This is a genomic window from Pseudomonas sp. Marseille-QA0892 (genome assembly GCF_054950135.1).
In genome coordinates, this window is record NZ_CM143104.1 from 3,702,481 (window position 1) to 3,727,500 (window position 25,020).

The 25,020-nt window shown below is 62.1% G+C and carries 22 protein-coding genes; 13 read left to right on the top strand and 9 right to left on the bottom strand.

The genetic code is table 11. The annotated features are described in order from the left end of the window. The first annotated feature begins 191 nt into the window (after window positions 1-191). The 4 genes from ACY8D3_RS17280 to ACY8D3_RS17295 all read left to right on the top strand — a co-directional run bounded on the left by ACY8D3_RS17280 (window position 192) and on the right by ACY8D3_RS17295 (window position 5,376). Window positions 192-842 (top strand): (2Fe-2S)-binding protein, encoded by a 651-nt coding sequence (locus ACY8D3_RS17280; protein WP_462380043.1) that lies wholly within the window; start codon window positions 192-194, stop codon window positions 840-842. Further along, entirely contained in the window at window positions 842-1,831 is a 990-nt protein-coding gene (locus ACY8D3_RS17285) for an FAD binding domain-containing protein (RefSeq protein WP_462380044.1), read from the top strand. Before ACY8D3_RS17280 ends, ACY8D3_RS17285 begins: the two co-directional genes overlap by 1 nt. After that, window positions 1,828-4,056 (top strand): xanthine dehydrogenase family protein molybdopterin-binding subunit, encoded by a 2,229-nt coding sequence (locus tag ACY8D3_RS17290; protein WP_462380045.1) that lies wholly within the window; start codon window positions 1,828-1,830, stop codon window positions 4,054-4,056. The genes ACY8D3_RS17285 and ACY8D3_RS17290 overlap by 4 nt, the downstream gene beginning before the upstream one ends. Window positions 4,057-4,467: 411 nt before the next feature. Continuing rightward, on the top strand, window positions 4,468-5,376 hold the full coding sequence (locus tag ACY8D3_RS17295; RefSeq protein ID WP_462380046.1) for a ParB/Srx family N-terminal domain-containing protein: 909 nt from the start codon (window positions 4,468-4,470) through the stop codon (window positions 5,374-5,376). A gap of 329 nt (window positions 5,377-5,705) precedes the next feature. Here the strand turns inward: ACY8D3_RS17295 and gbcA are convergent, their stop codons facing one another. Then, window positions 5,706-6,992: a glycine-betaine demethylase subunit GbcA gene (gbcA, locus tag ACY8D3_RS17300; protein WP_462380047.1), complete on the bottom strand. Its 1,287-nt coding sequence runs from the start codon at window positions 6,990-6,992 to the stop codon at window positions 5,706-5,708. Between the two features lie 471 nt (window positions 6,993-7,463). On the opposite strand from gbcA, the gene gbcB reads away from it, so the two are divergent. Both gbcB and ACY8D3_RS17310 read left to right on the top strand, forming a co-directional pair. Continuing rightward, the gene (gene gbcB, locus ACY8D3_RS17305) at window positions 7,464-8,561 is read left to right on the top strand and encodes a glycine-betaine demethylase subunit GbcB (RefSeq protein ID WP_462380048.1); all 1,098 of its coding nucleotides are present in this window, start codon (window positions 7,464-7,466) and stop codon (window positions 8,559-8,561) included. A gap of 407 nt (window positions 8,562-8,968) precedes the next feature. Then, window positions 8,969-9,235, top strand: a complete 267-nt coding sequence (locus ACY8D3_RS17310) for a hypothetical protein (protein WP_462380049.1) — start codon at window positions 8,969-8,971, stop codon at window positions 9,233-9,235. A 51-nt stretch (window positions 9,236-9,286) separates the two neighbouring features. Here ACY8D3_RS17310 and ACY8D3_RS17315 read toward each other — a convergent pair whose 3' ends face one another. The 4 genes from ACY8D3_RS17315 to choX all read right to left on the bottom strand — a co-directional run bounded on the left by ACY8D3_RS17315 (window position 9,287) and on the right by choX (window position 12,647). Next, window positions 9,287-9,742, bottom strand: a complete 456-nt coding sequence (locus tag ACY8D3_RS17315) for a thioesterase family protein (protein WP_462380050.1) — start codon at window positions 9,740-9,742, stop codon at window positions 9,287-9,289. 4 nt (window positions 9,743-9,746) lie between these two features. Beyond that, window positions 9,747-10,712, bottom strand: a complete 966-nt coding sequence (locus ACY8D3_RS17320; protein ID WP_462380051.1) for an L-carnitine dehydrogenase — start codon at window positions 10,710-10,712, stop codon at window positions 9,747-9,749. Between the two features lie 72 nt (window positions 10,713-10,784). After that, complete coding sequence (locus ACY8D3_RS17325; protein ID WP_462380052.1) at window positions 10,785-11,672, bottom strand: beta-keto acid cleavage family enzyme; 888 nt, start codon at window positions 11,670-11,672, stop codon at window positions 10,785-10,787. 36 nt (window positions 11,673-11,708) lie between these two features. Further along, a complete protein-coding gene (gene choX / locus ACY8D3_RS17330; protein WP_462380053.1) occupies window positions 11,709-12,647 on the bottom strand; it encodes a choline ABC transporter substrate-binding protein in 939 nt (312 codons plus the stop codon). Window positions 12,648-12,835: 188 nt separating this feature from the next. Here choX and ACY8D3_RS17335 point away from each other — a divergent pair, with 188 nt between their 5' ends. From ACY8D3_RS17335 to ACY8D3_RS17360, 6 genes are all read left to right on the top strand, one after another. After that, the gene (locus tag ACY8D3_RS17335) at window positions 12,836-13,768 is read left to right on the top strand and encodes a GlxA family transcriptional regulator (protein ID WP_462384421.1); all 933 of its coding nucleotides are present in this window, start codon (window positions 12,836-12,838) and stop codon (window positions 13,766-13,768) included. Window positions 13,769-15,627: 1,859 nt separating this feature from the next. Beyond that, window positions 15,628-16,167 (top strand): DUF4124 domain-containing protein, encoded by a 540-nt coding sequence (locus tag ACY8D3_RS17340; RefSeq protein WP_462380054.1) that lies wholly within the window; start codon window positions 15,628-15,630, stop codon window positions 16,165-16,167. Then, complete coding sequence (locus tag ACY8D3_RS17345) at window positions 16,164-16,781, top strand: DUF4124 domain-containing protein (RefSeq protein WP_462380055.1); 618 nt, start codon at window positions 16,164-16,166, stop codon at window positions 16,779-16,781. Before ACY8D3_RS17340 ends, ACY8D3_RS17345 begins: the two co-directional genes overlap by 4 nt. 283 nt (window positions 16,782-17,064) lie before the next feature. Then, window positions 17,065-18,159: a nitrogen regulation protein NR(II) gene (gene glnL / locus ACY8D3_RS17350; protein WP_462380056.1), complete on the top strand. Its 1,095-nt coding sequence runs from the start codon at window positions 17,065-17,067 to the stop codon at window positions 18,157-18,159. Beyond that, window positions 18,146-19,579, top strand: coding sequence for a nitrogen regulation protein NR(I) (gene ntrC, locus ACY8D3_RS17355; RefSeq protein ID WP_462380057.1), 1,434 nt, complete (start codon window positions 18,146-18,148; stop codon window positions 19,577-19,579). Before glnL ends, ntrC begins: the two co-directional genes overlap by 14 nt. Before the next feature lie 819 nt (window positions 19,580-20,398). Beyond that, window positions 20,399-21,637 carry a M20/M25/M40 family metallo-hydrolase gene (locus ACY8D3_RS17360; protein ID WP_462380058.1) on the top strand — a complete coding sequence of 413 codons (1,239 nt, stop codon included), beginning with the start codon at window positions 20,399-20,401 and terminating at the stop codon, window positions 21,635-21,637. A gap of 22 nt (window positions 21,638-21,659) precedes the next feature. Here ACY8D3_RS17360 and ACY8D3_RS17365 read toward each other — a convergent pair whose 3' ends face one another. The 4 genes from ACY8D3_RS17365 to ACY8D3_RS17380 all read right to left on the bottom strand — a co-directional run bounded on the left by ACY8D3_RS17365 (window position 21,660) and on the right by ACY8D3_RS17380 (window position 23,898). Continuing rightward, on the bottom strand, window positions 21,660-22,133 hold the full coding sequence (locus tag ACY8D3_RS17365; RefSeq protein WP_462380059.1) for an FAD/FMN-containing dehydrogenase: 474 nt from the start codon (window positions 22,131-22,133) through the stop codon (window positions 21,660-21,662). Between the two features lie 137 nt (window positions 22,134-22,270). Beyond that, window positions 22,271-22,954, bottom strand: a complete 684-nt coding sequence (locus ACY8D3_RS17370) for a type 1 glutamine amidotransferase (RefSeq protein WP_462380060.1) — start codon at window positions 22,952-22,954, stop codon at window positions 22,271-22,273. Between the two features lie 18 nt (window positions 22,955-22,972). After that, entirely contained in the window at window positions 22,973-23,203 is a 231-nt protein-coding gene (locus ACY8D3_RS17375; RefSeq protein WP_462380061.1) for a hypothetical protein, read from the bottom strand. After that, window positions 23,200-23,898: an MOSC domain-containing protein gene (locus ACY8D3_RS17380; protein ID WP_462380062.1), complete on the bottom strand. Its 699-nt coding sequence runs from the start codon at window positions 23,896-23,898 to the stop codon at window positions 23,200-23,202. Before ACY8D3_RS17380 ends, ACY8D3_RS17375 begins: the two co-directional genes overlap by 4 nt. Before the next feature lie 103 nt (window positions 23,899-24,001). Between ACY8D3_RS17380 and ACY8D3_RS17385 the strand changes: the two genes are divergently transcribed. Beyond that, complete coding sequence (locus ACY8D3_RS17385) at window positions 24,002-24,886, top strand: LysR family transcriptional regulator (RefSeq protein ID WP_462380063.1); 885 nt, start codon at window positions 24,002-24,004, stop codon at window positions 24,884-24,886. Window positions 24,887-25,020: the final 134 nt, after the last annotated feature.

Sequence of the window (25,020 nt, forward strand, 5' to 3'; positions counted from 1 at the left end):
AAACGGTCTGAGACGGACCTTTCGCCGCCTGCCCACAGTCCGTCTAGAGCGGACTTGCTGAGACGAATAATGGCGAGCCGACCGTGACCACTCCTGAATGGGCGCGCCCGTGTCGTTGCGAGCCGTGCTTCCCGGCATGAAGTCCTACAGGCTCGCGCCTGTGCCTTGTCGGTGAAACCACGTTCTTGGCCATGCGGACCGTCCCGAAAACGAGGACATCCATGAGCGACTCGATCTCCCCCAGCCGGCGCGGCTTCATCAAGTCCGTTGGCGTCTCCAGCCTTGCCGTAGCCACTGCGCCCGCCTGGGTTCAGGCGGTGCAGGCCGCCCCTGTCGACGACAGTGAGCAGCCGCTAAAGGCCGGCGAACAACGCATCACGCTGAAGGTGAACGGACAGCCGCAAACGCTGAACGTACCCGCCAACGCCATCCTGCTCGACGTTCTGCGCGATCGCCTGCAACTGACAGGTACCAAGAAGGGCTGCGACCACGGCCAATGCGGCGCCTGCACCCTGCATGTAAACGGCACGGCCGTGAACTCGTGCCTGTCGCTGGCCGTAAGCCACGACGGCGATGAAATCACCACCATCGAAGGCTTGGAGAAGGACGGCAAGCTGCATCCGGTCCAGGAAGCCTTTTGGGAACACGACGCCTATCAATGCGGTTACTGCACCTCGGGGCAGATCATGGCGGCCGTGGCGGTTATCGAAAATCCGGACATTGGCACCGACGATGCCAGCGTGCGCGAAGCCCTGAGCGGCAACATCTGCCGCTGTGGCGCCTACAAGAACATCCTGGCGGCCGTACAGTCGGCCCGCGGCAAGATGAAGGGAGCCAGCTGATGCGCAACTTCCAGTTCGACCGTGCAACCAGCACCGAGCAGGCACTCAAGGCCGGCCAGGCGGAACAGGCCATGTACCTGGCCGGCGGCACCACCCTGCTCGACCTGGTGAAGCTCGATGTCATGCAGCCCGAGCGGCTGGTGGACATCAACCGAGTGGGGCTGGACAGCCTCGAGCGTCAGCGCGATGGCAGCGTACGCATCGGTGCGCTGGTCACCAACACGACCCTCGCCCGTGACAAATACATCGCCGAAGCGTATCCGGTGCTGTCCCAGGCGCTGCTCACAGGCGCGACCACGCAGCTGCGCAACAAGGCCACCACGGCCGGCAACGTCATGCAACGCGTGCGCTGCCATTACTTTCGTGACAACGTCTCGCCGTGCAACAAGCGCGAACCCGGCAGCGGCTGCGCCGCGATCGAAGGTGATCACCGCTCGGTGCATGCCGTGTTGGGCACCAGCGACCACTGCATCGCCATGCACCCGTCCGACATGTGCGTGGCGATGGCCGCGATCGGCGCGACCGTGCATGTGCAAGGCCCGGACGGCGAGCGGAGCATCGATTTCCTCGACTTCCACCTGCTGCCCGGCGACACCCCCGAGCGCGAGCACGCCCTGCGCCATGGGGAACTGATTACCCACATCACCCTCGCACCGCCACTGGCGAACAGTCGCTCGGGCTACCTGAAGTTGCGCGATCGCGCGTCCTACCAGTTCGCCCTGGCGTCGAGCGCGGTGATCGTGCAGATGCAGGGCGAACGTATCGCCGAGGCGCGCATCGCCATGGGCGGCGTCGGCACCAAACCCTGGCGTGCGCTGGAGGCTGAGCAGTCGCTGCGCGGCCAACCCGCCAACGCAGAGACCTTCCGCCGCGCGGCGGAACTGGCCCTTCAGGGCGCCACGCCCTACCCGCGCAACGCCTACAAGATCCCGCTGGCCCGGCAGGCCATCGTTCGCAACCTGCAGACGCTCACCGGAGGTATGGCATGAACGACATCATTGGTGCCGGTCCCAAGCGCGTCGATGGACGGCTGAAAGTCACCGGTCATGCCCTGTACACCGCTGACCACGGACTCAAGCGCATGGCTTACGCGTATGGCGTCTACAGCACCATCGCCAGTGGCCGCGTTACCCGTATCGATGTTGAGGAGGCCAAGCGCATGCCCGGCGTGCTCGGCATCTATCACCACGGCCATTTCGCCGAGCTCTACCGGCCGCCGAGCATGGAGCTGGATCCGTCCAAGATCGACCGCCTGGTCAAGGTCGACGAGAGCCGCCTGCCGTTCGAAGACGACAAGGTCCACTACGCCGGCCAGTTCGTCGCCATGGTCGTGGCCGACACCTTTGAGCAGGCCCGCGCGGCCGCCTATAAAGTCAAGGTCGAGTACAAGGAAGAGCCCGCCCTGGCGACGCTCGCACAGGCGAAAAAGGTGCAGTCGCCCGAACCCGCCGGAGACGACTATTCGCGCGGCGATCCGGAAGCAGGCTTCAACAGTGCGGCTCATCGCATCGACGTGACCTACACCACGCCCGTCGAAACCCATAATCCGATGGAGATGCATGCCACGACGGCCTATTGGGAGGGCGACAAGCTTTTCGTGTACGAATCCACTCAGTCGGTCATCGTGCATCGCAACACGCTGGCCCGCATCTTCGGCCTGAGCCCGGACAAGGTCGAACTGCAGGCGCCCTTCATCGGCTCGGGCTTTGGCAGCAAGCTCTGGGCGTGGCCGCACTCACCCGCGACGTGCGCCGTGGCCCGCGCGGTTGGCCGACCTGTGCAATTCGTGGTGCCGCGCCCGCAGATGTTCACAACCACCGGCCACCGCCCGGCCACCGAACAGCGGGTACGCCTCGCGACGGATGGCGAGGGCAAGCTGGTTTCAGTCCGGCATGAGTCCGTCAACAGCACCTCGTTCACCGACCAGAACACCGAAGCCTGCGGCAGCGTGACCAAGAGCCTCTACAGTTGCCCGAACCTGGCAATCAGCCACGCCACGCTGCAAGTCCACCACGGCACGCCCACGTCGATGCGGGCTCCCGGCGCAGCGCCCGGGTTGTTCGCGCTGGAATCGGCCATGGACGAGATGGCAGAAACCCTCGGCATGGACCCGTTGGCGTTTCGCAAGCTCAACGCCTCGACCCGCGACGAGAGCAAGGACATGCCCTGGTCGAGCAATCACCTGACCGAAGCCTTCGACGAGGCGGCAGCCAGGTTCGGCTGGGACAAACGCGATCCCAAACCCGGCTCCATGCGTGACGGTCACGAAGTCATTGGCTACGGCCTCGCGGCCTGCAACTGGGATGCAATGCGCTGCGCCTGTGATGCACGTGTCTCCCTACGCGCTGACGGCACAGCCTTTGTGACCTGTGGTGCGCAGGATATCGGTACCGGCACCTACACCATCGTTGCCCAGGCGGTCGCCAAGATCACGGGGCTGCCGCTGGAGCGGATCACGGTGCAGCTGGGTGATTCCTCCTTCCCACCCGGTCCGGTTTCGGGCGGCTCCTGGGCAACCGCAAGCATCCTGCCGGCTATCGCCGAGGCCACACGGGATGCGATCGAGCAGCTCAAGAGCTTCGCCGTGCAGGATGGACCGTTCAAGGGCGCCGACCCGAAGGCGCTGGCCTTCAAGGAAGGCCGTCTGGTCAATGGCAACGAAGCGCTGGATTTCGGGAAACTCCTCACCACCCAGCGCCTGGGCAGTGCCGAAGGCGAAGCCCGTTCGGCCAAGACCGCCGACAAGGACGACGTGTCGATCCGCTCGTTTGGTGCGCATTTCGTCGAGGTGCGCTGGGACCCGGGTATCTCGCGCCTGCGGGTGTCGCGCGTCGTGAGTGCGATCGACGTCGGCCAGGTCATCAATGCCAAAGCCGCCGCCAATCAGGTGGAGGGCGCAATCGTCATGGCCATCGGCATGGCCCTGTTTGAAGCCACGCATTACGACGAACGCAACGCCATGCCGACCAACAATGACTACGCCGAGTACGTCGTGCCGGTGCATGCCGACCAGCCACCCGAGATGGACATCATCCTGCTGGACTACCCGGACTACGCCCTCAACGAGTTCGGCGCACGCGGCATCGGCGAAATCGGCACGACGGGACTCGCTGCCGCGATTGCCAATGCGGTGTACCACGCCACCGGCAAACGCATCCGCGACCTACCGATCACCCTCGACAAGCTCATGGACGACATCCCCAAGACTGCATGACGGATGGCCGACGAGGCGGGCGGGTTTCCGCTGCGCCTCGTTGCGGTCACGCATCCATTGCATATCGGCTGTTTTCGTTGCCTATCGACCGGGCTTTGTCCGGGCCAAGGGCACTCTTAAACCCTTCTATCCCCTGAACCTGTCAGGTTGCTGAACACTGCATCCCCTGAAACAGAACTGTCACCTGCAGGAAACCCCGCTGTCATCTGCCCTCGCGAGCATGCCCTTTTCTGGCGATAGCCAGCGTCATGAGCGGGTTGGCTATTGCCTGGCCGCCATACGAACGGCTTCGCTCATTAGGGCCGGTGTGCGGTGTCTTGCTGCACATGCCTTACGACTGCTAACCGGTTTTCCTGCGTGCCGGCGTTCGCCCCATCGGCGTCGGCGCGCGGGATCTTTTTTGGAGTGACCATGCGCTATTCCATCGGCGTCGCTGCCTGGCTCATTGCAGCCACGTTCCAGGCCCATGCCGCCGAGGCCCCCGACGGTCTGATACAGGTCCGCCTCGACCAGTTGCACCCTACCCAACCGGCGATCGGCTACGACCAGGTTCGCTACAAGCTCGGCCGCTACGCCCAGGAACCGCGCAAGGTATTCGATGAGTACTGCGAGGCGAATGGTCAGGGAGAAGTCGTCGAGACGCCTGCTGGCGCCACGCTCAAGGACTCGTCCAGTTTCACCTGCCGGGATGGGATCGGTACGCACAGGCGCGACATGAAGACGGTCGTCAAGGCGCCCAATGGCGAGTGGTACCTCACCGATGGCCACCACACGTTCACGAGCCTTTGGGAAACGCCTTCGGCTGGGCCCGACTTCAGTATGTGGTTACGAGTGACGGCAGACTACAGCGATATGCCCGACATGGCCGGGTTCTGGCAGCGCATGGAGCGGGAGAAGAAGGTCCGCCTGAAGGATGGTCAGGGCAAGCCGATCCAGGCGGCCGACCTGCCGGCTCAACTCGGGTTCGCCAACCTGCAGGACGACCCGTTTCGCTCGCTCGTCTACTTCACCCGCGGCGCTGCCTATGCGAAACCACGCACGGAAGACGTCGTGCCGGAGTTTCTGGAGTTCTACTGGGCGGACTGGCTGCGGCCGCAAATCTCGCTTGGCGATTACGACCTGAACAGTCAAGCGGGCTACGGCCAGGCCGTGGAGGCCGCAAGCCAGCTGATGGTCGGGTTGGACGAAGACGCCCCCGTCGGCGACTCGGGATTTACGGCGCAGGCGTTGGGCCGGTTTGAGGAGATCAACCGCAAGGCAATGGAAAAGACGTTGAATGGCAAGGTCGCCTATTCACTGGCGTATAAGCAGGCCCACTGACGAGATAGCATTGAAAAAGCGAACGTTTCATCAATGTCCATGGCAACAATCCCGGCACCGTTGATAACGCCGCGGTGAACGGCGGATTACGCCTTCGGCTAATCCGCCCTACGGGCTGGGAAACGTCGTTGGACGGTAGGGGGGGAAATGGCGAAGCCTTTCCCACTTGTGCGTTTCGGGATAGCACAGGCCCTGTGCGTATCCGCGTGCAACGGTGGATGGCTTCGGCCATCCACCGTACGCATCAGGGCGTGGTGAAAGGCGGATTACGCCTTCGACTAATCCGCCCTACAGGACGTGCTGTCGAGGTAGGCGGCCGCGCCAGGGTGTCACTCATTCACCTGCCGCAGATAAGGCGCCTGCTCCGCCCCCAGGTTCGCCAGCATCCGCTCGCTATACCAATCAATGAAATTCACCACGCCGAACTCGTACGTCTTCGAATACGGCCCCGGCTGGTAAGCGGTGGAGTTGATCCCCCGCTGGTTTTCCTCGGCCAGACGGCGATCCTGGTCGTTGGTGGCATCCCACACCTTGCGCAGGTTCTCGACGTCGTAATCCTCGCCTTCCACGGCATCCTTGCGCACCAGCCACTTGGTCGTCACGCGGGTTTCCTGCGCGCTGATCGGCCAGACGGTGAAGACGATCATGTGATCGCCCATGCAGTGGTTCCACGAATGCGGCAGGTGCAGGATGCGCATCGAGCCCAGGTCCGGGTTCTGGATACGACCCATGAGCTTCTTGCAGCCGGGTTTGCCGTCCATGGTCATGGACACGGTGCCCTTGAGCAGTGGCATACGCACGATACGGTTACGCAGCCCGAAGCTGGCATGCGCGAACGGAATCTTCTCGGCTTCCCACTTGGCTGCGGAGTCGGCAACGTGATCCTTGAACGACTGCGTGGCGCGAGGATCGGTTACGTCATCCCATTCGAGCAGGGTGTTCAGAAGCTCCGGGTGCGAGCCATTGCAGTGGTAGCACTCGCGGTTGTTTTCCAGGACGAGCTTCCAGTTTGCCTTTTCCAGAATGTCCGTCTGGACGGCGACCTTGGCGTTCTCCATGTCGTACGGCTCCATGTAGTGCTCGAGCGTACGCAGGAAGTCATCGATGGCCGGCGGATTCTCAGCCATCGATATGAAGATATAGCCACCCGCCGTCTTCACGTGGATTGGCTTGAGGTTGTAGTCGGCGAGATTGAAGTCGGTGCCCATCTCGGTGCCGGCGAACAGCAGGCGGCCATCCAACTCGTAGGTCCACTGGTGGTAAGGACAGACCAGTTTCGCCACCTTGCCCTTCTCGCTCACACAAAGGCGTGACCCACGATGGCGGCATACGTTGTGGAATGCGTGCACCTTGCCTTCGGCGCCGCGGACGACCATGATCGGGTTGTCGCCGATCTGCAGCGTGAGGTAGTTACCCTTGGCTGGGATCTCGCAGGTCATCCCTGCGATCAGCCACTCCTTGTTAAAGATCTCCTGCATGTCGATCTGAAACAACCGCTCATCGTTGTAGAACGGCTGCGGCAGCGAGAAGGTTCGCTCGCGGCTTTGCAGCATGTCGGCGGTGGCCTTGCGTGCGGGCTCCAGCGGATCGCCCAGGCTCAGTGCAGTGACATCCATCGGTAACTCCTCATGCCGGGCACGACACGGCCGGCGCAATCAGGTGGTTATTCAGTTGAGGCGCAAGACGCGAGCGGGCCCTCGTGTGGCTGGGGACAACCTCGCCGCGTGCCGATACGCGACGTCGAGGTGACCGGATGCTCCAGGGCGCGTACGACAGGTGCAGCCCTTGGGGTGACTCGGGTTCGGCTGGCGCCAGTGTGTGCCCGGCCATAGGCGGAACCTTATCCATGGACGACACGCCCGAATCCGTTTCCGACGTACCTCTCCCTTAAGCATCGATCGCGTGATAGCCCGTCGCTAGGCGGCCTCGCCACGTTTCGCTCGCCGCAGATGACTCACCGGTCAGCACGGACATGCCGATGTCGCAAACAGGTAAATGACGTCGCATCAGCCTGTTTCACAATCCGGCGCAACAACGAAGGCGCACTGGTATGGCGCCGATAAATCTCGCGCGCACATGAGGTCAGCATGAATAACTTCCTCAACCCCGTGACGACACAGACCTGGACCAACGGCCGTCACGTGGTCCGCTGTGTCAAGGTCATCCAGGAGACCTGGGATGTGCGCACCTTTTGTTTCATGGCGGACCAGCCGGTGCTCTTCTTCTTCAAGCCCGGCCAGTTCGTCACGCTGGAGTTGGAGATCGACGGCCAGCCAGTGATGCGCTCCTACACCATCTCGAGCTCGCCCTCGGTGCCGTACAGCTTCTCGATCACCATCAAGCGGATTCCTGGCGGCAAGGTTTCCAATTGGCTGCACGACAACCTGTCCGAAGGCGATCAGATCCCCGTCCACGGGCCGGTCGGCCTGTTCAACATCATCGACAACCCCTCCGATAAGGTCCTTTTCCTGTCGGGGGGTGTCGGCATCACGCCGGTGATGTCCATGGCCCGCTGGCTGTTCGATACCAACGCGAACGTGGATATGGTGTTTGTGCACAGCGCACGGACGCCACGAGACGTCATCTATCACCGCGAGCTCGAACACATGGCCTCGCGCATCAACAACTTCAGCCTGCACCTGATCTGTGAGCGCGTGGATCTGGGCTGGAGCTGGTCGGGTTATCGCGGGTACCTGAATCCGCGGATGATGGAACTCATGGCGCCGGATTACATGGAGCGTGAGGTGTTCTGCTGTGGGCCGACGCCCTACATGACCGCCGTGAAGAAGATGCTCGAGGCCAACGGCTTCGACATGCGCCGCTACCACGAGGAAGCCTTCGGCCCTGTGCCGGCGGACGTGCGCGAAGATGTCAAGGAGCTGGCCGAGCAGGCGGCAGACGCGCCTGAGATTCCGGTGGCCGATTTGCATCAGGTCGAGTTCCTCGGCGCAGGCAAAAGCATCCGCGTGGCGCCAGGCGAGACTGTCCACTCTGCTGCGGCGCAATTGGGGCTTCACATCCCGAAGGCGTGCGGGATGGGTATCTGCGGTACGTGCAAGGTGATGAAACGCTCAGGCGTGGTCGAGATGGATCACAATGGAGGCATCACCGAAGAAGACGAAGCCGAAGGGTACATCCTGTCGTGCTGCAGCGTGCCGAAGGGCGATGTGGTCATCGACTTCTGAACCTGCCTCAGGGTGCAGACGCCATTTGAAGCGTCTGCACCTAGTTTCGCCCCTCTCATCTCATGAAACACCTGATCAATATGTGAACAGCATCGTTGGATGCCAGTGTTTCCAGGCATTGCAGCAATGACCGCACATGTTATCAACAGGCCGCTGCACAGATAGTGTGCGCAACTGCACCTATAACTCATTGATATCGCTCTTTTTTTGATCATAGCCCTGGCACAGGCGTGGCGCTTGGCCTGCAGCCATTCGCTGACAGGTTATCCACATCATCGCCCCCCGTAATACGGGATAACCCTGCCGCAGGACACAAAGGTGACTACTGAAGCGAAACGGAATTGAACGATCACCAAGGTGCTGGAGCCAAAACCAATGTAACGCCCACATCAACATCGGAGATGACTATGAAAAGCAAGACGACTTCTGCAGTACTGCTGACTTCCCTGATGGCTGTGTTCGGCACCGCCTATGCAGCAACCGATACCCATGGCACCAATACCAACAGTGGCTCGGCCACTTCCGCCTCGCCTTCAATGGGCACCGATGATGGCAAGGCCGGCGGCCAAGGCGCTGGCGTCAACACTGGCCCAGCCGCTACCGGCATGCCGGACGATGATCGTTCGAACGAAGGCACCGAGCACGGCGGCGCCAAGACCGATACCAAGCGTTAATGCTGGTAAGCGCCCGGCCCCTCAGGGCCGGGCCTGCTCAGCCAGACTGGCTCAACGCGGTAACCCAATTACACGTCCGGTATAGGCCGGCTTATCCACAGTCCCCTGCCGCACTTTCCACCCTTCGATTTCGCGCAACACACCCGCATCAAAATTTGTCGAGCGCCCTGCTTCGGTCGACACGTTCATCAGCATCTGTTCACTGACCGCGACATCCACATCTCCACGCCGAAGCGTGTGATAGATGTGCAGCCGCTTATGGTCGTGGGCCAGCAGCAACGTATGCACCGCGACCTGTTCGCCTGCCTTCACTTCAGCCAGATAGTTGAGGTGCACCTCGAGCGTGAACAGCGTGTGCCCTGTCTGCGCCCTGCCCGCCTCATCGAGACCAAGACGGTCCATCAGTGCATCCGTAGCCAGGCTGAACAGCAGCAGGAAATTGGCGTCGCGCAGATGCCCGTTATAGTCGGTCCATTCCTTCCGAACCCGAGTGCTCAGCGTGTCCATGGTGCTATTCCTCGAACGTGAACCCGTGGCGCGCCTTCGTCTCGCGAATGGCCGCGGTGACCGCGAGCAGGCAATCGTCGCGGTAGCGCTCCAGTTCCGCCAGGCTGCGTTGCCCTTGCTGGGCAGACGTGCCCTCGACCACCGCATCAACCAGGGTGTCGGTAAGCTCTGGGGCTTCCAGATACGTCCAGGGCAGCTTCAGGGCCGGGCCGAACTGCTCCATGAAATGTCGCATGCCCGCCTCGCCTCCGGCCAGGGTGTAGGTCATGAAGGTACCCATGAACGACCAGCGCATGCCAGCGCCGAATCGAATCGCATCGTCGATTTCACCGGTCGTGGCGACGCCATCGTTCACCAGATGCAGCGCCTCGCGCCAAAGCGCCTCGAGTAGGCGATCGGCAATGAAGCCAGGGACTTCCTTGCGTACATGAAGGGGCCGCATGTCGAGACGCGTATAAACCTGCGATGCGGCTTCTATCGCGTCGCCTGAGGTTCGCTGGCCACCCACGACTTCCACCAGGGGCAGCAGGTAGACCGGGTTGAAGGGATGGCCCACCACGCAGCGCTCGGGGTGGATGGCGGCATCATAGAAGTCGCTTGGTAGAAGGCCCGACGTGCTGGACGCGATGAGCACTTCTGGCCGAGCGGCGCCGCTGATGGCGGTGTGCAGCACGCGCTTGAGTTCAAGCCGCTCCGGGGCGCTCTCCTGGATGAAGTCCGCATCGGCCACGCAGGCCTCGACGGTAGGCGCGAAGTGCAGCCGGTCGATCGACGCGCCGGGGGCCAGGCCCTGTTTTTCCAGCGCGGGCCAGGCATTGGCCAGACGCTGGCGCAGCGCGGACTCAGCGCCGGGCGCAGGGTCCCAGGCGTTGACGTCCAGGCCATGCGCCAGTGCCCGGGCGATCCAGCCCGCGCCGATCACGCCCGTGCCGAGCGCCGCGAATGTCTTGATATCGGTGATGAAAGCCATGTCGAGCATCCTGGAGACGTGAAGAAGCAGCCGCCGTTGCCGGGCGGCGACCGTCAATAAATGGGTTGGGTGTCAGGTGCGGGGGGCGAGGCCCATCTTTTCCCTGCCCTCGGCGGGCGTTAGCACGCGCCCGCCAAGCCGGGCGATGATCTCGCCTGCGCGTTCCACAAGGCTGCCGTTGGTGGCCGGCACACCCTTGTCGAGCCAGAGATTGTCTTCGAGCCCTACCCGTACATGGCCGCCCAGCAATACCGCTTGCGCGAGCATCGGCATCTGCATGCGACCGATGCCGAAGCCGGCCCAGGTTGCACCTGGCGGCAGGTTGTCGGCCATTGCCTTCATCGTAGCCGTGTCGGCAGGCGCTCCCCACGGGATACCGAGGCAGAGCTGGAACAGAGGGTCCTTGAGCAGCCCCTCCTTGAGCATCTGCTTGGCGAACCACAGGTGCCCCGTGTCGAAGATCTCCAGCTCAGCCTTCACGCCCAATTCGGTGATGCGCCGTGCGCCCGCGCGCAGCTGAGCCGGCGTCGAGACGTAGATGTAGTCGCCATCACCGAAGTTGAGCGTGCCGCAGTCGAGCGTACAGATCTCTGGGCGCAACGCCTCGATGTGCTTGAGCCGCTCCATTGGCCCAACCAGATCACTACCCGCGCCGAACTGCGTGGGCGATTCGCCCGGGCCGATCTCCAGATCGCCGCCCATGCCCGCCGTAAGATTGATGATGACGTCAGTACCGCTGTCCCGAATGCGCTCGACCACTTCCCGGTAAAGCGCCACCTCTCGGCTCGGCTTTCCGGTCTCGGGATCGCGCACGTGGCAGTGCGCAACGGTGGCGCCGGCACGGGCGGCTTCAATGGCGGCATCGGCGATCTGCTGCGGTGTGACTGGGACGTGGGGATTGCGGCCCACGGTATCGCCTGCGCCCGTCACGGCGCAGGTCACGATGACGTCGTAGTTCACGGAAGTCTTCCTGTTGGGTGCGTTGAAGCGGTTCGATCACTTGGCGAGGTGGGCCTTGAGCGCAGCCAAGCCATCCTTGCCTTCAAAGGTGGTTACACCCGAAAGCCAGGTCTGCAGGTCCTGAGGATGATTTTTCAGCCAGTCCCGTGCGACCGCCTTCGGGTTCTGCCGGTCCATGATGGGCGCCATCAGCCGGCTTTCCTGCTCCACCGTGAAGGTAAGGTTGCTTAGCAGCCGGCCAACGTTCGGACACTGCTGCATGTAGCCCTTCGCCACGACCGTCTCGACGGTGGCTGCGCCATCGTTCTCGCCCAGCGCATCGTCGCTGCCTGTCAGGTAGTCCATTTCCAACTGGACATTCATCGGGTGCGGCGCCCAGCCGAAGAAGACAATCCACTCATCCCGTCGCGTCGCGCGATTGACCGCCGCGAGCATCCCGGCTTCGCTTGACTCCACGAGCTTGAAATCACCCAGGCCGAACTGGTTTTCGTCGATCATCTTCTGGATACCGGTGTTCGCGCCGGTCCCGGGCTCGATGCCGTAGATCTTGCCGTCGAGCTGGTCCTTGAACGTGGCGATGTCGGCAAACGTACGTAGCCCCGCTTCATGTGCGGCACGAGGGACGGCGAGCGTCGCCTGAGCGCCTTCGAGATTGACCTTGAGGATTTCGAGATCACCCGATTTCAGGAACGGCGTAATAGTCTCGGTCATGATCGGGTTCCAGTACCCGAGAAAGAAATCCAGCTGTTTCTTCTGCATACCGGCGAATACGATCTGCTGGGAGGCGACCGTATCGGTGGGGGCGTATCCGAGCCCTTCGAGCAGGACTTGAGCGATGCCGGTGGTGGCGACGACATCCGTCCAGCCCACCACACCGATTCTTGGTTTCTGGCAGGCGGCGGGCTCGGTAGCCATGGCGGTGCTTGCAGCGGTCGCAAACAGGGTCAGGGCGCAACACGGGATCCACTTGTTCATATCGGCTCCTTCCTAAGGCGGTTTCTTCTGTTCTTGAATTGCCGTAGGGCAATCCGCTTTCGGTAGGGCAAGGCTACGCGCCCGGCCGCTGCACCGTTCGCACTGAGCCGACGATGAGTTGAACTCAAACGACCTCTGGCTCAGGCTGGGCCCTCTTTCGTAGCAAAGGACGCACCGTGACGATTCGAATGCCGCGCGAAATCGGATTTCTGCTCCTCCCACGCTTCCCCATGATGGGCTTTTTGTCCGCGGTGGAGCCGCTGCGGGTGGCCAACCGCTTCAAGCCGGACAGCTACCGTTGGCGCCTGCTCAGCCTGGACGGCGGCGCTGTCACGGCGAGCAACGGTATGTCGCTCAACGTGGACGGTGCACTGGACCAGCCTGGCGATGAAGAACTGATTTTCGTTGTGGCCGGTTTCGAGCCCATGGCGCACTACGATGCAGCCCTGGCGGGCTGGCTCAGACGCGTCGCGTCCAACGCGGTGATAGGGGCCATCGACACGGGCGCGTTCCTACTGGCCGAAGCGGGCCTGCTCGATAGGCACCGAGTGACGCTGCACTGGGAGGCAATTCCTTCCTTTCAGGAACGATACCCGGCGATAGCCGTTACGCAGGAGTTGTTCGAGATTGATGGCCGACGTATCACCTGCGCGGGCGGCACGGCATCGCTGGACCTGATGCTCGATCTTATCGGCCATGTCCACGGCAGCGAGTTGGCACTGCAGATCTCCGAGCAGTTCGTCTACGGGCGCATTCGCTCACACCAGGATCACCAGCGCATGCGCATCGGGCGGCGCTACAGCGTTACGAACAAAAAACTGATTCAGGCCATCGAGACCATGGAGCGCCACACCGAATCACCACTTGGAACACCTGCGCTTGCGGGCGACCTGGGGATAACGTCGCGCCAGCTGGAACGCCTGTTCAAGATGCATCTCGACGAGACGCCTTCCTCCTTCTATCTGGCGCTGCGTCTAGACAAGGCTCGCCAGCTGCTGCGCCAGACGGATTTGAGTGTGCTTGAGGTGAGCCTGGCGTGTGGCTTCGAATCCGCCTCCTATTTCTCGCGTTGCTATCGAGCCCGATTCGATCAAAGCCCCAGCAATGACCGCTCGGAGTGACTCACTTCATTCGGAGGATGGATATTTTTCGATCACGTCCCGCTAACCCCCGGTCCGTCTGGGCCACGGGTATATCCGCACACCTTATCAACAGCCAGGCACACAGCGGATGTGGGTAAGCGCTAGTCCGATTCATGGTTGTGCTGGATACGTGGTTCCCTTGAAGAGGTCAAAAAACAAGCAGCAACCGCTAAACCCCGCACAGCGCGGGGTAGGCGCAGCCCCCAACACCTTATCCACAGATCCTGACACAGCTAATGTGTGTAACCTGAGATTGCTCCGGCATCACACGGCGCCAGTAGCCTGCCCATATTTTGATCAGCCGGCCGCAGGCCCCGCCGCTTCTGGCTTCGCGACAATCTCACACACGTTTCCCACAGACGGGCACACAATGGGTGTGGATAAACCCGATCGTCAGCTTCCGCTCCTCTGTGGAAAAGTGGCCAGTCAATGCTGGTCAAATATTGATCAACGCACTGAACGCTCGGCTCGGCGCGGCTTGCGGAAAGGTGTCCACACCTTTCCCCGCCCGTAACGCACAGTAACTGGGGGTACTTGGATGCGACAGCACCGCAGGATTGCCAGACGATGATGGGCTTTGATCAAAATTCGATCAATGCTCTGAAAGTCGCGCCAGCTGGGCTTTCAAACCGAGTCCGCACATATTATCCACAACTGGGCACACAGCGATTGTGGGTAAGACCGCATAGATTCGTATTGCTGGCTCCGCAAGGAGACGCAGCGGAATGTGGATAAGTTTAGCGGCACCAAATCTTCGCTTAATAAAACTGATTTGCCGATCAGCGCCAATGATGGGTGTGAGCACTGGATGAGCGCGGGCGTTTCAATTCCAGCAAACATGAAAGAGATTGGCTCACAGCTTATCCCCAGATAGGGCACAGTGTTTACCGAGGTGGTCGGCCATCGGAATGCCCCTCTGAATTCGAACCTATTTCGCTACGTATCCCTACATCAGCCCGCATTATTCAGATCTTTTTGTTCTCACTCCATCACTCGCATCGCGACAAATGTGTCGCCGCTGCTGCGCTTGTTATCCACACGCAAACAACCAGCATTTAGGCGTAAGGGCATCAGCTACCCTGCGTCTGCATCCGTGCGTTGGCAAGACGGACGCTAGCCGATCGCTGTTCGTGATTTGATCAATCTTGTCAAACACCCGTGCTTACCGGGCTGGAGCTCTGCTCGCACAGGTTATGCACAGCGGGGCGCACAGCGAATGTGTGTAACCTGAATCGAGGCGCGGCGCATTGATCAATAAACAATCACCGACCTGGAAACCCCGTCTACTCTGGCTTGCAGCCTTATACGGACAGTTTGTCCACAGCATCGCCCACGCGATATGGGGACAAGCCCGCAAACGCAGTGATCGGTCCGAGCGGTTGAGGGTCGTATTCGGTATATACCTCGCCGAGGGCAACCTATGATCCGTGCCGTGTTGACGCTTTTGATCGTGTTGCCTCTGTGCGCAGTTGCAGGAAGCCGAGCACCAATGGAGTCGCGTCCGATTGGTGTGCCCCATGGCACGCAACCGCCGCCAGGGCAGAATGGCCTGCCGCCCGGGATGGTGCGGCCACCGCCCACGCACGAACGTCCGCGTTCACCTGAACCGTATCGGCGTCCGGATGTGGATGACCGGGCGCCGTCAATGGATCGCCTGCCGCAGGATCGCCTGCCGCAGGGTCGCCTGCCGCAGGACAGCCACCCTTGAACCGTGGCCAGGAGGACTGACGCTGAAGGCGTCCGTCGGGTCGGCAGCACCGTCTACCGTCAGGCTTACGCATACCGGCCGCGCGTGCAGTAAGCTGGTGCCATGCCTTCCCTTCGCCTGGAGACATCCTGTGCGCTACCTGCTGCTCTGTCTGGCCGTTTCAATGGCGCTACCCGCCCACGCTCAGATCTACAAATACAAGGACGCGGCCGGCAATATCGTTTTTGGAGACCAGCCACCCGACGGCCAGCCCGCCGAACAGGTAAAGCTACCGCCACCGAACACCGTACAGACCGCACCGCCGGCTTCAGCTTCGCAGCCATCCATGCAGCCCGAAACGGGTGCGCCGCAACTGCCCTACAGCCGCCTTGAACTGACAGGTCTGCCTCAGGAAGGCGGCGCGTTGCGGGCGAACGACGGAGGGTTTTCGGTCGGCGTGATCATGCAGCCGCCGCTCTCGCCGGATCACACGTTGCGTCTCCTGCTGGATGACAAGCCCTACGCGGAAGTCGATACGGCCACCGGTTTCAGGTTGAACGAGATCGACCGGGGCGAGCATCGCCTCGCCCTTGAGGTACTGATGGATGGCAAGCCTATCCAGCGGAGTGAAGACGCGGTCTTTACCGTACAGCGCGTCAGCGTGAACAGCCCCGCCAGGGCTGCACCATGACGCATCGCGCTCTGGGCCTTTTGCTGGCACTTCTTGCCAGTCAGGCCAGCGCAGAGATCTATAGCGAGGTCGACGCGAGCGGTAACCGCGTCTTCACTGACCGCCCAAGTGCGGGCAGCGCACGAGCGGTCCCGGTGAAACCGTCCAACGTCATGCCGCTGACGGTGCCGGTGGTGCATGCGCCGCCCACACACACCGTCAGGCTCAAGCATGTCATATACACCGCGCTGCATATCGATAGCCCGGCGCCGCAAACCACGGTCCGCGGCGCGGGCGACGTGACGGTCACACTCTCGAGCGTACCGGAGCTCGCGCTAGGGCACGCGTATCGGCTGTTGATCGACGGTGCGCCCGTTTCTGCGCCGAGCGGGGCGACAAGCGTTGAGCTCAGCAACCTCGATCGAGGCGAGCACCAGCTATCTGCCGAGATCATCGATGCAGATGGCAACTCGATTATCCAGAGCGAGCGGCAACCGTTGTACGTGCACCGGATGTCGCTCAGTCAAAAGCGCATGGTTCAGCCTTGTCAGAAGGGTGATTACGGGGTTCGGCCTGAGTGCCCCATGAGCGACAAACCCCCGGAGCCCCGCAAGCGCTTCCTTGGCTTGTTCTGAGCCGTGCCGTTGATCCACAGCGGTGCAGTCGATGCACGAAAACAGTGCACAAAGGTGCACTATTCGCGCTAGCCTCACCAAAACAGGTCACGCCACAGTTCCCGAACCTTCCTTGCCTACCTGCACACCGCCAATCACGTGAATGAACCCGTCGCCGGGCTTGGTTTGCTTTTTGCATTTTCATGCCCAATCACGGCTCACCGGTGTGACACCCGGTGGCTCATGCCAGGCGGATCGTCAACGGCAGTACGCACCGCATCGACACAGGTTCCGATCTATCGCCATGATCCTCCAGGACGCACTGCACAGACTGCTACTCGACAACCTGACCACCGCTACCATTCTGCTCAACGCCGAGTTGCGCCTGCAGTACATGAACCCGGCCGCCGAGATGTTGCTCGCCGTCAGTGGCCAACGCAGCCATGGCCAATTCATCAGTGAGTTGTTCACGGAGTCACCCGAGGCGCTGAACGCGCTCAAGCAGGCCGTCGAGCAGGCCCACCCGTTCACCAAGCGTGAAGCCCAACTTACGTCACTGGCGGGCCAGAGCATGACGGTCGATTACGCCGTCACGCCGATCATCAACAAGGGCGCCACGTTGCTCCTGCTTGAGGTGCTGCCTCGCGATCGCCTGCTGCGGATCACCAAGGAAGAGGCCCAACTGTCCAAGCAGGAAACCACGCGCCTGCTGGTGCGCGGCTTGGCCCACGAGATCAAGAACCCATTGGGCGGGCTGCGCGGCGCGGCGCAGCTGCTCGAACGCGAACTTCCGGATGAGAGCCTCAAGGACTACACCAACGTCATCATCGAGGAGGCCGACCGGCTGAGGAACCTTGTCGATAGGATGCTGGGCTCGAATAAGCTGCCATCCCTGTCGATGACCAACGTGCACGAAGTGCTCGAGCGCGTGTGCAGCCTTGCCGAAGCGGAGAGCCAGGGCAGCATTACATTGGTACGGGATTACGATCCCAGCATCCCGGATGTCCTGATCGACCGCGAACAGATGATCCAGGCGGCGCTGAATATCGTCCGCAACGCGATGCAGGCAATGACCACGACCGCCGAGCACCGCATGGGCCGCATCACGCTGCGGTCACGCACGCTGCGCCAGTTCACGATCGGCTACGTACGCCATCGGCTGGTTGCCAAGCTCGACATCATCGACAACGGCCCGGGCATCCCACCGGAGCTGCAGGACACCCTCTTCTACCCCATGGTCAGTGGACGCCCGGACGGTACCGGTCTGGGACTGTCCATTGCCCAGAACATCATCACCCAGCACCAGGGCTTGATCGAATGCGAGAGCCAACCCGGCCAGACCGTGTTCACGATCTACCTGCCGCTGGAACAAGGAGCGACTTCGCATGAGTCAAAGTGAAACCGTCTGGATCGTCGACGACGACCGCTCGATCCGCTGGGTGCTGGAAAAGGCCCTGCAGCAGGAAGGCGTGACCACGCAAAGTTTCGATAACGCCGACAGCGTGCTGCACCGCCTGACCCGTCAGCAGCCGGACGTAATCATCTCCGACATTCGCATGCCTGGCTCCAGCGGCCTGGACCTGCTGGCGCAAATCCGCGAGATTCTGCCTCGCCTTCCGGTCATTATCATGACCGCGCACTCCGACCTGGAGAGCGCCGTTGCGTCCTACCAAGGTGGCGCCTTCGAATACCTGCCCAAGCCGTTCGATGTGGACGAAGCGGTGTCACTGGTCAAACGTGCCTACCAGCATGCCCGCGAGCAACAGAGCCTGAGCGAGCCCGCAAAACCCGAACCCACGCCCGAGATCATCGGCGAAGCGCCAGCGATGCAGGAAGTGTTTCGCGCGATTGGGCGACTGTCGCATTCCAACATCACGGTCCTCATCAATGGTGAATCCGGCACCGGCAAGGAGCTGGTCGCCCACGCCCTGCACCGCCACAGCCCTCGCGCTTCGGAGCCATTCATCGCGCTGAACATGGCTGCGATCCCGAAGGATTTGATGGAGTCCGAGCTGTTCGGGCATGAGAAGGGTGCGTTCACCGGCGCGGCCGCACAACGCCGCGGCCGCTTCGAACAGGCCGACGGCGGCACGCTGTTCCTCGACGAGATCGGCGACATGCCCGCCGATACCCAGACACGTCTGCTGCGCGTGCTGGCCGACGGCGAGTTCTACCGTGTTGGTGGCCATACGCCGGTGAAGGTGGATGTCCGCATCATCGCGGCCACCCACCAGAATCTGGAAAGCCTCGTGCAGGCCGGCAAGTTCCGGGAAGACCTCTTCCACCGCCTCAACGTCATCCGCATCCATATTCCAAGGCTCTCGGATCGCCGTGAAGACATCCCCGCACTGGCTCGGCACTTCCTCGGCCGCGCAGCGCAGGAACTGGCTGTCGAGCCCAAGCTGCTCAAGCCCGAGACCGAGGAATACCTCAAGCACCTGGGCTGGCCGGGTAACGTGCGTCAACTGGAGAACACCTGCCGGTGGATCACGGTCATGGCGTCTGGCCGCGAAGTGCATGTGGATGACCTGCCGCCCGAACTGCTCAGCCAGCCGCAGGAGGCGATGCCCGCCGCCAACTGGGAGCAAGCTCTCCGCCAGTGGGCTGACCAGGCCCTCAGCCGTGGCCAGTCCAGCCTGCTGGACAGCGCGGTACCGGCCTTCGAGCGCATCATGATCGAGACCGCCCTCAAGCACACCGCTGGCCGCCGCCGCGATGCCGCATTACTACTGGGCTGGGGCCGCAACACGCTGACTCGCAAGATCAAGGAGCTCGGCATGAAGATCGACAGTGGGGACGAGGACGACAGCGACGAGTGATACCCCCGCTGGACGGGCCTGCCCTATGCAGGCAAGAGCCCGAGCGGCAGGGATCCACTTAACCTCCTGTAAGCGCCCATGCGTCGTCTGGGTAATTGCGGCTTACCGGCAGAGGGCGCGAAACGCTTCACCTCACCCGTAGCAAATCCGGCTTCCGCCCTACGCAGTCCCAAAAACCTCAACAGCACATCGGCGGGTTCCACCCGCCCTACAGCCCTACGAAAACACCGCATTAGTGCAGACGCCACGTAACGGGCCCCGTCAGAAGGCTGAGCGGAACCGTTGCGTAGAGGGTTGAGCGGCATGGATGCCGCGAGAGCGACGCTGGGCCAGGGAAGGCCCGTCGGCGAGGGCCCTCGGAGCGACGGTGGAGCGAGGGAACCCGTAACGAAGCAACGCGCAGTGCAGGGCCGTATGTTGGGGCGGCCTTCTTTTGGGTTACCTTTTCTTGGCCGGTCAAGAAAAGGTAACTCGGCCGTAAGGGCCGAAACCCAAACAGCCAAGCAACGCAGTAATGAATAGGCTTCGATCTGGTGCTCACACCAGCGATGACTAAAGCCACGTGCCTTCACGCAGCAGTACCAGAATCCATATGACGCCACGTAAAGGTGGAAGCCTCGGGCTTCCACGCATGGCCGGCCCTAGAGCAATACACCCGCGGGTTTCACCCGCCCTACGGCCTTGGCTACAACAGCCTGGGTGGAAGGCCCGCCCTGGCCCCCACAGCGCGTCCAGCCGAAACAGCAAGCCCTGCTATGCTCAATCGAGGCGCTATGTGCAGTTCGCCGTCGAAGCCTTCCCTTCTGCAAAGGACATCCCATGTTCGCTCGACGTATCGCCCTGGCCGCCTCATCGGCGGCGCTTGCCTTCTCCGCCACCGCCTTCGCCGCCGCCCCTGACGATCTATTGAAGAAGGCAGAATCCGAACAAAAAGCCTACCTCGCGACGGTCGAGCAACTTGTCAACGTCGACACCGGAACAGGCCAGGCGCCCGGACTCAAGACGGTCGGAGACATGTTGGTGAAACGTCTGGAGGCGCTGGGTGCGAAGGTGGAGCGCAGCCCTGCGAAACCGTCGGAAGGCGACAATATTGTCGGAACGATCAATGGCGATGGGCAGGCCTCATTCCTGCTGATGATCCATTACGACACGGTCTTCGGACCCGGCACAGCCGAGAAGCGTCCCTTCAAGACGGACGAAACGCGTGCCTACGGGCCGGGCGTCGCTGATGCCAAGGGCGGTATCGCGCTCATCCTGCACGCGCTCAAGCTGTTGCAGGATGAGGGATTCAAGGACTTCGGCACGATCACCGTGCTTTTCAATCCAGACGAAGAGATGGGCTCGGCAGGCTCCAAAGAGGTGATCGGGGAGCTGGCCGCCAAGCATGACTACGTGTTCTCGTACGAGCCGCCAGACAGCGATGCCGTGACCGTCGCCACCAACGGCATCAATGGTGTCTTCGTCGAGGTGAAGGGCAAGTCCTCACACGCCGGCTCCGCCCCCGAGGAAGGCCGCAACGCGCTCATGGAGCTTGCCAACCAGCTCATCAAGCTGGGTGACCTTGGCGACAAGGACAAGGGGACCACCGTCAACTGGACGCTCGCCAAGGCGGGTGACAAGCGCAACATCATCCCGTCGAGCGCAATGGCTGAAGGCGACATGCGCTATTCCGACCTGAGCGAAACCGACCGCGTGCTCGAGGACGGCAAACGCATCGTCGAGAAGAAAACCATCGACGGGACCGAGGTCACCTTCCGCCTGGAGAAGGGCCGCCCGCCGCTGGCGCCCAACCCGCAGTCCGACACGTTGGCGAAGACGGCGCAGGCGATTTACAGCAAGACAGGCCGTGATTTGAAACCGGTTGCCATGCGCTTCGGCACCGATGCCGGCTACGCCTTCGTGCCAGGCAAGGATAAACCGGCCGTACTGGAGACGATGAGCATCATCGGCGCCGGTCTGCACGGTGATGACGAGTACATGGAGCTGTCGAGCATCGCACCGCGCCTGTACCTGACCGCGGCGATGATCATGGAGCTATCAGGCGACAAGGGACAGTAGGCTGCGCACGCCGCAGCCCGTGCTATGGCTCGACCGGCGCGGCTTCCAGCGCATCGTACAAGGCGTCTGCGTCGGCGAACGCCTGCTGGGAAACGAGCTTGCCATCCTCGAGCTGTAGCCACAGAACCGAGTCGTTATCTGCCGGATAGCGGGCGGCGATGGCGCCGTCGCGGTCCAGCAGTACGCGGTAGGTGTAGTCCTTCATTGCCGGGATCGCAAACATCTTCGTGATGGCCGAGGGCATGCGATGGATATCGCCGATGAACACCGCGCGACGCTGGGGCAGGTACTCCTTCGGCTTGTTTGCGAGCGCGTCGTCCAGCAGTCCGGACCCCGTCATGCTGCGGGCGACGAGAATGATGCGGGTGTCTGCACTCAGGGTGTAGGGCTGGTCGAACTGGTCCTTGAGGGTCCAGGTTTCCAGCGTGTCGCCGGGTTCGATCGCGTGAGCGGCAAAAGCGACGAGCATCAGCAACAGGGCGGGCAAGGTTTTCATGGGCACTCCTTTTGCGGGACGGACAAGTCTACCCAGCCCGCGCTCCGCATGCTTGATCCTGCGCATGTAAAAAGGCCCCGCATCGCGATGATGTGGGGCAAGGGAGTGACGGTAGACGCGTCACGAAGAACGGCGGATCAGGTCAGGTCCGCATGGGGGCCAGACAGGTAGTCGAGGATCCGATAACAACTGGTGCGCAATGCGGCGCACAGGCCCTGACTTTGACGGAGCGCGGTAACGCGTGATGAAAACGCGTCTGGCCAGATACGCAGCAGCCGCTCGATATCCGCCGGCTTGGTCTGGAGGTGACAGGGCAGCGCAACAACGCGCTCTTGCCAGACGAAACCCTGATATCCAGCGCCCGATGACCCGTAGAGTGGAACCGCGCCGCGCGGCAGCGAAAATCGCCAGGGCGTCCAATGCAGCGCAACCAGGCGATGAGGCAACATGCTGCCCAACGGCGATTGTCGCGCCGAGCGGTGGAGCTCGACGGGCTTCCAACCGATATCGGGCGTGGCAGGGCCATCCGGTTCCGCGCCCAGCGCACACGCGATCAGGTGCCCACCAAGCCCGATACCGAGAATCCGCTTGCCCGCCGCCAACGCCGGTTCGATAAGCGCCGCCGCACGCCGAGCAGCGTCGGTATTCCCGGACGCCAGGGGGCCATCCAGCACGATGAGCAGATCGAAGGTGTCGAGCATCGGGATGTCCGGCGCCTCATCCAGGTGATACAGCCGCCAATGCAAGCCGCGCCAATCCAACCAGTCCAGAACCTGACCCGGCCCGACTTCCGGGGCCATCTGCAGAATCGCTACGCGCATTACCTCATCTCACCTCGCTCATGCATGTTGCCCAGCACCCCTATGGGACAAATGAAGAATCTTCCGTCCGAGTGATGTCAGCCCGCACCGCCGAGGTGCCTCCGGACGGCGCACATGAAGGACGTAGCCGTCCTCCGGTGGACAACCGTCACGCAGCAGCTGAAACACCTGTGGATAGGTCGTGGCGCTGACCCGAAATTCTGCGAGCGTAGCGCCGTCAATACGCAGTTCGATCAGGTAGTCGCTCATGCCCGCAGCCCCTCCGGGGCAAGGCCCAACAAGCGCGGCGCCCAGCTTTCCAGCGCACCAGTGGCCAGCCGCCGGGCTGCCTGCTCGCGCCATGGCGTACTCAACCGGTCACAGACGACAAGCTGATGGAGCCCGGCACGGTCCAGGGGGCAGTGGAAGAAATTGTGGATGACGCGAGCGACACTCAGCCTTGCCGGATCGCGGGATAGCCGCTCGAAGGAGCTATCCAGGCCAACGAAACCGGGCGTGATCACGCGGTAATACCAACCGCACCGCCCCGAATCCTGCGCATGCTGAGCCAAATGCATGTCGCCCCAGCGATAGCCCAGGCGATAGCAGGGTGACCGTGGCTGACTAACCTCCAGAACAGCATCACCCCAGCGAAAGCGATCACCGATGCAGACATCCCTTTCAGTCAGGCCATAAGCGGAGAGGTTCTCGCCAAAGGCCGGGGCAGCCCAGGCCACATGCGGATAATCGCGCTGCCAGTCCTCATAGTGCTCCGCGGGGTAATGATGAAGGGCGCCGTCGGCCCCGCCATGGAAGCGCAGGTCCCCCTGCTCGTCTCCCCCTAGCCCTTGCGACCACAGCCACACGCGATGGGCTACGGGTAGCTTACCCGTTGCGTCGCTCAACCCAGCGCTGATACGTTCGGCTTTGCCTATGAATACGCCTCTAACCTCAACCGCGCTCACGCTTGTTCTCCACGCGCCATAAGGGCGCCGACAACGCTAGACTAGAGGCGCACAGACATCCCCATCTATTTCGTTTTCCTTGCTTCTTCAATAAGCGTTACTTATGGATTTCCGTCAGCTTCGCTACTTCGTAGCGCTTTATGAAGAAGGCCACATGGGGCGCGCCGCTGAGCGCCTGAGCATTTCCCAGCCGGCCCTCTCGCAACAGATACGCTTGCTCGAACAGACGCTCGATGTAGTGCTCTTCCAACGCAGTGGTCGTCGCCTCGCGGCCACGCTTGCCGCGCAGACCCTGTACAGCCATGCTGTCCCGCTGCTGGAAGGTATGGAGCGGGCGCGCGATGCAATGCGCACCTTTCGCGGCCAGGCGCCACGCACACTGGCCATCGGCGTCTTGCAGACCGTTAACGCGAGCCTCGTGCCGTTGTTACTGGAGCGCCTTCGTCAGGCCCAGCCACAGATGGTGGTGCAGATCTACGAGCTGTCAGGCCTCGATATCGAGCGACGGCTACTGGCTGGAAGCCTGGACGTAGGCATTGGCTTTCTGCCGCCCCGCCAGGCGGGACTGCAGACGCTCGACCTGTACGAGGACGAACTCCAGCTTGTGATCGGTGAGCAGCACCCGCTGCGTGAATTTCGCAAGGTGTCGTTGGCCCAGGCGGCCGAACTGCCAATGGTGCTTCTGGGAGAGGAATACCGGGTTCGCCAGATCTGGCAGGAGCAACTGGCAAACATTGGCCGCCGCCCGCGTGTAGAGGCCGAGCTCAACCATATGAGTACAATCCTGGACAGCCTGCGGCAAAGCACGCTGGCGACGGTACTGCCCAGCCGTGCAAGGAAGATGGAGCAGGAAGGTGCGCTGCTCTGGAAGCCCATCAGCGAACCGCGCATCCCGTTGCGGGTTGGCCTTGTCTACCGTGATGCACAGCGTCAGCGAACGCTGCTGGAAATCCTGAAGTCGGTGCTGGACACGCCGCAAGGTTCCTGAGCCCAAAAAAGAAAACCCCGCACGAGGTGCGGGGCTTTGCAGACTGTAATCCTGACATCCGTGATCCGTCGTCTTCCTGACGACTATCCAGCGTATCCCTGTGGTCTTTGGCGCTTCCTGCGCTACGTCCTTGG

Bases quoted from the DNA above. Each gene is read 5' to 3' on its own strand.
- ACY8D3_RS17280 (WP_462380043.1), top strand. From the start codon at position 192: ATGCGGACCGTCCCGAAAACGAGGACATCCATGAGCGACTCGATCTCC.
- ACY8D3_RS17285 (WP_462380044.1), top strand. From the start codon at position 842: ATGCGCAACTTCCAGTTCGACCGTGCAACCAGCACCGAGCAGGCACTC.
- ACY8D3_RS17290 (WP_462380045.1), top strand. From the start codon at position 1,828: ATGAACGACATCATTGGTGCCGGTCCCAAGCGCGTCGATGGACGGCTG.
- ACY8D3_RS17295 (WP_462380046.1), top strand. From the start codon at position 4,468: ATGCGCTATTCCATCGGCGTCGCTGCCTGGCTCATTGCAGCCACGTTC.
- gbcA (WP_462380047.1), bottom strand. From the start codon at position 6,992: ATGGATGTCACTGCACTGAGCCTGGGCGATCCGCTGGAGCCCGCACGC.
- gbcB (WP_462380048.1), top strand. From the start codon at position 7,464: ATGAATAACTTCCTCAACCCCGTGACGACACAGACCTGGACCAACGGC.
- ACY8D3_RS17310 (WP_462380049.1), top strand. From the start codon at position 8,969: ATGAAAAGCAAGACGACTTCTGCAGTACTGCTGACTTCCCTGATGGCT.
- ACY8D3_RS17315 (WP_462380050.1), bottom strand. From the start codon at position 9,742: ATGGACACGCTGAGCACTCGGGTTCGGAAGGAATGGACCGACTATAAC.
- ACY8D3_RS17320 (WP_462380051.1), bottom strand. From the start codon at position 10,712: ATGGCTTTCATCACCGATATCAAGACATTCGCGGCGCTCGGCACGGGC.
- choX (WP_462380053.1), bottom strand. From the start codon at position 12,647: ATGAACAAGTGGATCCCGTGTTGCGCCCTGACCCTGTTTGCGACCGCT.
- ACY8D3_RS17335 (WP_462384421.1), top strand. From the start codon at position 12,836: ATGCCGCGCGAAATCGGATTTCTGCTCCTCCCACGCTTCCCCATGATG.
- ACY8D3_RS17345 (WP_462380055.1), top strand. From the start codon at position 16,164: ATGACGCATCGCGCTCTGGGCCTTTTGCTGGCACTTCTTGCCAGTCAG.
- glnL (WP_462380056.1), top strand. From the start codon at position 17,065: ATGATCCTCCAGGACGCACTGCACAGACTGCTACTCGACAACCTGACC.
- ntrC (WP_462380057.1), top strand. From the start codon at position 18,146: ATGAGTCAAAGTGAAACCGTCTGGATCGTCGACGACGACCGCTCGATC.
- ACY8D3_RS17360 (WP_462380058.1), top strand. From the start codon at position 20,399: ATGTTCGCTCGACGTATCGCCCTGGCCGCCTCATCGGCGGCGCTTGCC.
- ACY8D3_RS17365 (WP_462380059.1), bottom strand. From the start codon at position 22,133: ATGAAAACCTTGCCCGCCCTGTTGCTGATGCTCGTCGCTTTTGCCGCT.
- ACY8D3_RS17370 (WP_462380060.1), bottom strand. From the start codon at position 22,954: ATGCGCGTAGCGATTCTGCAGATGGCCCCGGAAGTCGGGCCGGGTCAG.
- ACY8D3_RS17375 (WP_462380061.1), bottom strand. From the start codon at position 23,203: ATGAGCGACTACCTGATCGAACTGCGTATTGACGGCGCTACGCTCGCA.
- ACY8D3_RS17385 (WP_462380063.1), top strand. From the start codon at position 24,002: ATGGATTTCCGTCAGCTTCGCTACTTCGTAGCGCTTTATGAAGAAGGC.